Annotated in this window: 8 protein-coding genes; 1 reads left to right on the forward strand and 7 read right to left on the reverse strand. The window is 73.0% G+C overall.

Annotated features, from left to right (window positions below; genetic code table 11):
• The 5 genes from E1300_RS44650 to E1300_RS44670 all read right to left on the reverse strand — a co-directional run.
• A partial coding sequence (locus tag E1300_RS44650) for a thiamine pyrophosphate-binding protein (protein ID WP_131763336.1) occupies positions 1 to 580 on the reverse strand: 580 nt, incomplete at its 3' end.
• Between the two features lie 27 nt (positions 581 to 607).
• Complete coding sequence (locus tag E1300_RS44655) at positions 608 to 1,612, reverse strand: class I SAM-dependent methyltransferase (RefSeq protein ID WP_242619796.1); 1,005 nt, start codon at positions 1,610 to 1,612, stop codon at positions 608 to 610.
• Entirely contained in the window at positions 1,596 to 3,230 is a 1,635-nt protein-coding gene (locus tag E1300_RS44660; RefSeq protein ID WP_131763337.1) for a 4-hydroxyphenylacetate 3-hydroxylase family protein, read from the reverse strand. The genes E1300_RS44655 and E1300_RS44660 overlap by 17 nt, the downstream gene beginning before the upstream one ends.
• Positions 3,227 to 4,498 (reverse strand): acyl-CoA dehydrogenase family protein, encoded by a 1,272-nt coding sequence (locus E1300_RS44665; protein WP_131763338.1) that lies wholly within the window; start codon positions 4,496 to 4,498, stop codon positions 3,227 to 3,229. Before E1300_RS44665 ends, E1300_RS44660 begins: the two co-directional genes overlap by 4 nt.
• Entirely contained in the window at positions 4,495 to 6,339 is a 1,845-nt protein-coding gene (locus tag E1300_RS44670; RefSeq protein WP_131763339.1) for a non-ribosomal peptide synthetase, read from the reverse strand. The genes E1300_RS44665 and E1300_RS44670 overlap by 4 nt, the downstream gene beginning before the upstream one ends.
• A 280-nt stretch (positions 6,340 to 6,619) precedes the next feature.
• On the opposite strand from E1300_RS44670, the gene E1300_RS44675 reads away from it, so the two are divergent.
• A complete protein-coding gene (locus tag E1300_RS44675) occupies positions 6,620 to 7,222 on the forward strand; it encodes a DUF2306 domain-containing protein (protein WP_131763340.1) in 603 nt (200 codons plus the stop codon).
• On the opposite strand, the gene E1300_RS44680 is transcribed toward E1300_RS44675, so the two are convergent.
• Both E1300_RS44680 and E1300_RS44685 read right to left on the reverse strand, forming a co-directional pair.
• Complete coding sequence (locus E1300_RS44680) at positions 7,197 to 7,943, reverse strand: SDR family NAD(P)-dependent oxidoreductase (RefSeq protein WP_131763341.1); 747 nt, start codon at positions 7,941 to 7,943, stop codon at positions 7,197 to 7,199. The genes E1300_RS44675 and E1300_RS44680 overlap by 26 nt on opposite strands.
• A gap of 74 nt (positions 7,944 to 8,017) precedes the next feature.
• Complete coding sequence (locus E1300_RS44685) at positions 8,018 to 8,752, reverse strand: methyltransferase (RefSeq protein WP_131763342.1); 735 nt, start codon at positions 8,750 to 8,752, stop codon at positions 8,018 to 8,020.
• Positions 8,753 to 8,848: the final 96 nt, after the last annotated feature.

Raw genomic sequence — 8,848 nt, forward strand, 5'->3', positions numbered from 1 at the left:
CCGCTGCCGCCGCCTCGGGTGCCGCCGCCTCGGGTGCCGCGGCCTCCCGCCGCGCCGCGGAAGGCGGCGGCACCGCGGCGGCACCGCCGGAAGGCGCGGGCAGCTCCAGCAGGTCGCAGGGGACGAGAAGGACCACCGGACCGCGGGTGTCCGCCAGGCGCAGCGCCTCGGCGGTCAGCCGTCCCGCCTCCGACGGCTCGGTGACACGGACGATCCGGGCGCCCAGCGCGTTCCCCAGGGCCGCCTGGTCGACGTCGATGCGGCGCGGTCCGCTCGCCGGCGCGTCACCGGCCACCGCCAGCACGCCCGCGGCGTGCTTGGCTGCGTCGGCCAGGCCCGTCGCCATGTTGGTGAATCCGGGCCCGTAGGTGGCCGTGCAGACGCCGACCCGGCCGGTGACGTGGTGGAAGGCGTCCGCCATCGCGATGGCGCCGCCCTCGTGCCGCGCGGCGACGTACCGGGCGCCCCCGGCCTCCAGCGCGCCGGCGATCGGGAAGTTGCCGTTGCCGACGACGCCGAAGACGTAGGTGACGCCCTGCTCCAGCATCGTGCGCGCGACGCGCGCCGCCACGGTCGTCATGCCGCTCGCTCCGTCCCTCCGGCGTGGTCAGGCCAGTTCGAAGATGACCTCGCCGACGACGATGTCGAGCCGGTGGGTCCGGAGAAGCCGCCACCCGCCCTCGCCGAACAGCGACTCCCAGTCGGCCCTGGCCGGGATGAAGGTCCCCATGAGGTCGTGGGCGAGTTCGAAGCCGAGCGTGAAGACCGGCAGGGCGGCGTCGGGCACGTGCCTGGTGCTGGTGGCGTCTCCCAGCACCAGGCGGCGCGCGGCCGGGAACACCTCGCGCAGGCGGCGCAGGGTCGCGGCGCACTCCGCGCGCGGCCAGAGGTCGTGGCCCATCATGAAGCAGGTGATCACCTCGACGTCGGCGAACTCCGGCCGGAAAGCCAGAGCGCGCACGTCGTCCTCGACGAGGTCCACCCGGTCGCCGAGTCCCGCCTCGTTGAGGGCCGCCCGCGCGGACGCGAGCGCGGCCGGCGCGATGTCGACCCCGATCCCCCGGGCCCGCGGACAGCGGGCCAGCATGTCGCGGAGCCGCCCGCCGGCGCCGCATCCCAGGTCGGCGATCCGGCCGGACCCGACATCGATGCCGTCCAGCACCGCCCGGAAGGCCGGCTCGTAGGTGACCCGATCGATCTCCTCGCAGGCGAAGGCGATCGCCGCCGGGTCCCGCCGGTAGAAGGCCCCGGTCCGGTTCTCCATCCGCATGATCGACGGCATCTGCCGGAAGAGCTCGGCACTGCCCCGGCTCAGCCAGTGGAAGAAGGACCTCGTGCGGAAGACCTCGTCGAAGTTCCGGGACGCGGTGACGGTCGCACCGTCGCGGGTGACCACGCCCACCGAGGCCAGTGCCCGGAACATGCCGGCCGTGGACGCGGGATCGAGTCCGAGCCGTTCGGCGAAGTCCTCCGCGTCGAGCTTGCGCGCGCCGTTCAGCTCGTCCAGCGCGCCGAGCTCCCAGGCGGCGCCGATCGCCCACGCCGCGACCGCGGAGTTGAAGATGCCGGCCACGGTGCCGTGCGCCATCCCGGGTTCATCGTTGACGGGCACTGTCTTCCTCTCCTGCCGGCCGCGTCAGCGGCCTCTCGTGGCGGAGGCCGGTCGGGCTCCCGGCTCCGGACAGGTCGGCGACGGTCCATCCGTCGACGTCGTATTCGCTCATGCATCGATCGGCCAGTGCTCTGTAGTCCGCCAGCCGGCCGCTGGCGGTCTGCGACGTCAGGAGCTCGACCCGGACGCTCTCGTGGTTGCCCGCGTAACTCCTCTCGTAGAGTTCGTGCCGTCCGGCGAATTCGGTTCCGACGGCGTCCCACAGCAGTTTCATCACCTTGACGCGCCCGACCGAGTCGGTGCCGTCGGAGCCGCGCAGATAGCGGTCCAGGTATCCGCGGACGTCCGGGTCCCTGAAGTCGTCGGCGCTGGAGTTGACGTAGACGAGCGCTCCGGCGACGTCCTGGAGCACGATCTCCCGGATCCGGGCGTAACCGGCCTGCATGAACCAGCGGTAGGCCATCCCGTATTCGGGATTGGGCAGTACGGCGCCGTTCTTCCACGGGACGGGATTGCGCGCGGCCGCGTCCGAAAGCGCCCAGAACAGGTTGCGCCAGGCCAGTACCTCGCCGAGCCTGCTCTGCACCCCCCGGAAGTCACCGCTTCCGGTCACGTCGAGCGCCTTGGCGAGCAGACCGGCGATGAACTCCAGTTTCACCGCGAGCCGCGTGCAGCCCTGGAAGGTGAACCTCTCGACGAATCCCGAATGGCCGGTGAACAACTGCACCTTGCCGACATCGCCGTAGATGAACACGTTCTCCCAGGGGACGAGCACCTTGTCGAGCACCAGGATCGTGTCGTTCTCGTCCAGCCGCGATGAGAGCGGATAGTCGAACGGGCTTCCCGCGACCGCGGCCGCCGCCGCGTAGGACGTCCGGCAGATGAGCCTCACCCCCGGAGCGTCGGTCGCGATCGTCGCGACCAGGGCGAACTCGCGTTCCTTCACCGGCAGCCCGTAGTGCGCGATGAGGTTGTGGTGCGTGAGCGCGGCGGCCGTCGCGACCATCTTGGCGCCGCTGACCACCAGCCCGGCGTCGGTCTCCTTCTCCACCCTGACGAGGACGTCGGCGGCCTCGTCGCGGGAGCGGTTCCGGCCGACCGGCGGGTGCACGATCGCGTGATTCCAGTACAGCACGCGCTCCTGCGCCTCCCGGTACCAGCGGAGGGCGTTGCCGGAGAACGGTTCGTAGAAGTCGGCGTTGGCGCCGAGGGTGCCGAGGAACGCGGCCTTGTAGTCGGGGCTGCGGCCCATCCAGCCGTAGCCCATCCGCGCCCACTCGGCGATCGCCCGCTGGGCGGCGACGAGGTCGTCCGCGCTGCGCGGCGTGGTGAAGAACCGGTGGGTGAAGCCCATCCCGCCCGGATGCCCGGCACCTGCCCAGTCCGTTGGCGCGGTGAGCGCGTCCCGCCGCTCCGGATCGTGCAGGGCGTCGTAGAGGCGGGCCGTCATGCGTACGGGATTGCGGAACGCCGGATGCTCGGTGACGTCCTCGACCCGCCCGCCGTACAAGTGGACCTGGCGTCCGTCCCGCAGGCTCTCGATGTACTCCGCGCCCGTGAGCGGACGGGTCGCCGACTGGCCGGACGAGCCGTTCGAGGTCGCGTGCGGCGTGGTCATCGGCCGCCCCCGTCGGGTCCGTCAGCGGCAGCGTCGGCGAGTCCGAACCGTGCCCGCGTGTACTCGCGGTTGGCGACGAGCGACAGGAAGACCCCGAGGCCCGCGTGCGCGTGCATCATCGACATGTCCCGCCACACGCGCCCGAGCGGCTCGCCGTCCGACAGGGCGCTGGAGCCCGCCGTGGGCACGAGCTGGCCCTCGACCGCTCGCCAGCACAGCCGGGCGGCCTCCCTGCTGACGAGCGCCAGGCGCAGCTCCTCGTCCCGCGTGAACGCGGCGGAACCCCGCGCGCACATGCCGCTCCACTCCCGGACCGCGTGCAGCACCGCCGCCTCCGCTGTATGGATCATGGCTGCGGCCTCGCCGTAGCGGAACTGGTGGTCCGGATCGTCGATCCGCGGCACGAGCGGCGGAAAGATCGTCTCTCGGGCGCGCAGGAGGTCCGCGTAGTGGTCGAGGGCGCCCTTGGCCATGCCGACGGCCAGCGCGCCGAGCTCCAGCAGCATGAAGCTGAGCGGCCCGCCCCCGTACTCGCCGCCGTGCAGCCTGCCTCCCGGCGTCCCGCCGGCGACGCTGAGCCGGCCCAGGTGCCCGCGCAGGGTGAGGTGCCCGGGGACCAGCGCGTCCTCGATCACGATGCCGTGCGACCCGCTGCCCTTGAGCCCGAGCTGGCCGCCCCAGTCGCCGGCGAGCGTCCACTGCTCGCGCGGCACCAGGAACATCATCGGTCCGGCGGGCTGCCCCTTCCCGCCCGGAACCGGGACGTGGCCGAGGAAGTGCGTGGCGTAGGGCGCACCCGAGGCGTAGGGCCAGGTGCCGTTCAGCACCCAGTCGCCGTCGGCGGTGCGATCGGCGGTACCGCGGGGAGCGACCGTGGCGGGGCAGATGAAGTGGCCCGATCCGAAGACCTCGGCTTGGGCGCGCTCGTCGAACAGCGTCGCCACGGCGAGCGCGTGGGCGGCGCCGAACAGGTACATCCAGCCCGTGGACGGGCAGCCGCGGGCCAGCGCCATCGCGACCCGAAGGAAGGTCTCGGCGCCGAGCTCGTGGCCGCCGTACCGGCGGGGGACGAGGATCCGGTACAGCCCGGCCCTGGCGAACTCCTCATGCGTGTCCCGGGCGTAGAACGTCCGCCGCTCGGTCTCGGCCTGCCGGCCGACCAGGGTCGGCGCGATCGCCTCCGCCCGGGCGAGGATCTGGGCCGCGGTGGGGCCGGCCTCGGGCGGCGGCGCTCCCCCGTCCCCGATGGCGCTCGTCGCGGCGGTCATGGCGTACCTCGCTCTCTCGCGCGGAGACCGGGTCCTGCGTCCGCCCGTCCGCCGCCCGGGCCCGGAGCGGACGCCTCGGCGGCCGTGATCCGCCTGTCGAGTTCGGCGACGGTGGGGGCGTTGAAGAGGTCCGCCACGGTCAGATCGGCTCCGAGCTCCGCGCGGATGCGGCCCACCAGCTTCACCGCCTGGAGCGACTGGCCGTCCAGCTCGAAGAAGCCGTCGTCGACGCCGACTCCCGCCACGTCCAGCACCTCGGCGAAGAGGGCGCACAGGATCTCCTGCCGCGGGGTCCGCGGTACGGCGCCCCGCGGCGCCGGCCGGACGTCCGGGAGCGCGCGGCGGTCCAGTTTCCCGTTCGGGGTCAGGGGCAGCGAGTCCAGGACGACGAACGCCGCCGGCACCGCGTAGCCGGGCAGCAGGCGAGCCGCCTCCGCGCGCAGGGCGGTGAGGTCCACGCCCCCGGCCGCCGGCACGACGTACGCCACCAGCCGCCGCTCTCCCCTTCCTGCCTCCCCCGTCCCGGCCTCCCTCGTCCCGGCCTCGCGGGCCAGCACCACCGCCTGCGCCACATCCGGCCGCGCCGCCAGGACGCCCTCCACCTCGGCGGGCGCGACCCGGAAGCCGCGGATCTTCACCAGGTCGCCGGCCCGGCCGCGGATCTCCAGCAGCCCGTCCCCGCCGGTGCGGACGATGTCACCGGTGCGGAACATCCGCTCGCCCGGGCCCCCGAACGGGTCGGCGACGAAGCGGGCGGCCGTTCCACCGGGGTCACCGAAGTAGCCGCGGGCGAGCCGCGCTCCCCCGAGGTAGAGCTCGCCCTCGCCGCCCGGCGGAACGGGCCGGAGCTCGCCGTCCAGGATGTAACCGCGCACATCGTCCAGCGGACGGCCGACCGGCACGGAGTCCTCCGGCGCATGCGGGTGGGTGAGGGACGCCATGGTGGCGAACGCGGTCGTCTCGGTGGCCCCGTAGAGCGTGCGGACCACGATCCCGGGGCACGCCGCGAGCACGCGCCGCACGGCGCCGGGTGTGATGACGTCGCCGCCGGTGAGCACCTCGCGGAGCGGAGCCAGGATCTCCGGCGCCTCCTCGGCCACGACCCGGAACAGCCCCGCGACGAGATGCAGCGCGGTGGCGCCCGCCGCCTCGATGAGGCGCCCCAGCCGGGCGGTGTCGAGCGGGCCGGGCCCCGCGATGACGGTGTGGTGGCCGTTCAGCAGCGGCACCCAGATCTCGTAGTTGGACACGCCGAAGGCGTGCGGAGCCACCGCGAGCACGCACTCGTGACGCCCGTCCGCCCAGCAGGGATCGCGCGCGAAGCTCAGCAGGCCGCGGTGCGCGACGCATACTCCCTTGGGACGGCCGGTCGATCCCGAGGTGAACATGACGCAGGCCGTCTGGTCCGGCAGGGTCGGTACTCGCGGGTCGGTGTCGGGGATGTCCGGAACGTCCTCGGCGATGTCGACGATCCGGACGTCCCCGGTGTCGGGCAGGCCGGCGTCGCGCATGGCCGCGTCCGTCAGCAGAAGCCGCGCCCCCACCTGACTCATGAGCCGGGCGAGGCGCTCCGATGGTGCGGAGTCGTGCAGCGGGACGTAGCAGCCCCCGCTCTTGAGCACGGCGAGGAAGGCCACCGCCACCTCGGCGGACCGTTCGAGCAGCAGGGCGACCGGCTCTTCCCGTTCCGCCCCCAGGGCGAGCAACCGGTGCGCGAGCCGGTTCGCACGACGGTCCAGCTCCCGATAGGTGTACCAGGTGTCGCCGCAGGAGACCGCGATGGCGTCCGGTGCCCGCTCGCACTGCTCGGCGAATGCCTGCTGGACGGAGGTGGGTGGCATCCGATCGCCTTCACTGGAAGACCCTTCGAGAAGGGACGGCGGACCTTTCCTCACCGATGCTCGCGGACGGTACCGCCCGCCGCATCTTCCCGATTGCCCACCGCATCGGCGCCCGGATTCTTCGAGGGCACGCTCAAAGATGCACCGCAGGGACGCCCGGCGCATGGTGTCAAGACCGGACGAAAACCTTAGGGCGCGTATCGTGAATATGCAGCGGGAAACTCGGGCGGCCTTGCGACGGCCAGTGAGATACCACGTGCCGTGGTGGCAGATCCCGGCGATGGCGGTAGTCGTCCTCTGGGTGCTCTGGTTCTTGGCCTATACCTTGCCGAAGTACGTTCCGCGGCTCTTCGACCCGCAGATCGCCGCGGTGCGCAGCCTGCACGGCGGCGCGGGGATCCTCGCGCTCGTCGGCGCCGTCCCGCAGATGTGGCCCGGGCTGCGTGACAGGCACCCGGCGTTCCACCGGTGGAACGGCCGCGTCTACGTGTTCGGCGGCGTCCTGCCCGGATCGCTCATGCTGTTCGGGACCCTGTTCGCGATCGGACGGCCCGACACGACGGCCTCGTTCTTCTGGGGGGTCGTCTGGCTGTCGACGACCGCCGCCGCGTGGCGCGCGATCCGGCGCCGCAGGTACGCGGAGCACCGCCGGTGGATGGCCTACAGCGTCGCGATCACTCTGGTGGCCGCCACCAACGCCGGACTCGTCGTGGCGTCCCCCCGGCTCACCTGGCTGGTCAGCACACCGGTGCTGCTCGACACGCTCGACTGGCTGCCGTGGGTCCTGCACCTGCTGATCGCCCACTGGCTCGTCACCCGCCGCCCCGCGGCGCCGCGGCCGGCCGGTCGCCGCCGGGTCAGTCGGTCTCCGCGCCGCAGGTGATGTTGAGCGAGGTACCGGTCATGGTCCGGGCCAGGTCGGACGCGGCGAACGCGGCCACCCTGCCGACGTCGTCCAGTGTCGCGGCGCGCCCGAGCATCGTCCCGGCCCTGATCCCGTCGGCGATCTCCGCGTCGTCGAAGGTCTCGGGCAGCCCGCCGCTGTGCAGGGTCAGGACGCGGACGCCGTGCCCGCCGAGCTCGGCGGCGAGCTGGCGGCGCAGCACGTCGATCGCGCCGACGGCCACGTGGAAGCCGCCGATGGAGTAGTCGCGGACCGGCGGGCTGCCGCCTCCGCCGCCGAACGTCAGGATCACGCCGGACCGCTGCCGGGCCATGTGGCGCGCCGCCGCCCTGGCCGTCAGGAAGGTCGAGCGGACGGCGGTGTCGATCGGGCGGACGAAGTCGGCGAGCGTCATCCCGGCCAGCGGCGTGCCCTGGACGTCGCCGAGCGAGATCGCGTTGACCGAGACATCCAGGCTGCCGGAGCCGGCCGCCACCGCGTCGGCGTGCTCGTCGACCCGCGCCTCGTCGAGCGCGTCGAGCCGGGCGACCTCGACGCCGCCGCCGGCGGCGCGGATCTGCCGCGCGACCTCCTCCAGCCTCGGGAGGCCGCGCCCGGCGAGATGGACCTTCGCGCCCTCGCGGGCGAAGGCGCGGGCGATCGCGCCGCCGACGTGGCCGCCTCCGCCGTAGACGACGGCGTTCTTCCCTTCGAGCAGCACCTGCGACACCCCTGACTCGGTGGTTCCGGCCTCCGCCGGGTACCAAGCGTAAGGATCCCTTCACGCTCGGTCCACTATCTGCGGAACTCCAGGAGGGTGATGTCGAGGTGCAGCATGCCCTTCTCGTCCGCGTGGGCGGCGAATTCGGGGGCGGCGCCGACCTGCTCGTGCGGTACGTCGAAGGCCACCTGACGGTGGACGCCGGTCTGGAAGCCGGCCTCGCGGCCCAGCTCGTCCAGCAGCTCCCGGTTGCCGGCCGCCGCGCTGAACCCGAGGAACAGACGTCCCGTCCCGGTCAGGTGCCCCGGCGCGTCGCGCAGGAACGCGCGGTGCATGGAATATCCCGGGTCGAAGAGGGCGAACTCCTCGTACGAGTCGTTCCGTCCGGGTGGAGCCTCGATGAACGGCGAGTTCCAGTAGATAAGGTCGAATCGCTCGTCCGGGCCGAGTGCCTCGAAAAGGTCGCTCCGCAGGGTACGGACCCGGTCCGCCACTCCGTGCCGGCGCGCGTTCGCCTCGGCGTTGCGGGCGGCGGCGGGATTGACGTCCACCGCGGTGACCGACGGGCAGCCGTTCAGAGCGGCCATGACGGCGGTCACTCCGGTGCCGCACCCCATCTCCAGGAAAGTGCGCGCCTCGCCCAGCGGGAGCCAGGAGGTGAGGTACCCGGTGGGCTCCATGATGTCCTGCCCGCCGAAGACCCCGGCGTGCTTCTCCCATTCCCTGCCGAGCAGCGTGAAGGTCATGGGCTCCCGGTGGGCGAGGACGCCGAGCGTCTGCCGCCCGATCGCGTAGCCGAGTCCGTTCATGACCGGTGTCCTTCCGCGATGCCGTCGCCGCCGGAGGCGGGCGTTCCGCCCTGGGCCGCGCCGGCCGCCGGGGCGGGCGCCGCGAGCCGTGCCGGC

The sequence above is a fragment of the Actinomadura fibrosa genome, assembly GCF_900659615.1.
In the GTDB taxonomy this organism is placed as follows: Bacteria; Actinomycetota; Actinomycetes; order Streptosporangiales; family Streptosporangiaceae; genus Spirillospora; species Spirillospora fibrosa.

Coding starts and splice junctions, on each gene's coding strand:
- E1300_RS44660 (WP_131763337.1), bottom strand. CDS start 3,230: ATGACCACGCCGCACGCGACCTCGAACGGCTCGTCCGGCCAGTCGGCG.
- E1300_RS44675 (WP_131763340.1), top strand. CDS start 6,620: ATGGCGGTAGTCGTCCTCTGGGTGCTCTGGTTCTTGGCCTATACCTTG.
- E1300_RS44665 (WP_131763338.1), bottom strand. CDS start 4,498: ATGACCGCCGCGACGAGCGCCATCGGGGACGGGGGAGCGCCGCCGCCC.
- E1300_RS44685 (WP_131763342.1), bottom strand. CDS start 8,752: ATGAACGGACTCGGCTACGCGATCGGGCGGCAGACGCTCGGCGTCCTC.
- E1300_RS44670 (WP_131763339.1), bottom strand. CDS start 6,339: ATGCCACCCACCTCCGTCCAGCAGGCATTCGCCGAGCAGTGCGAGCGG.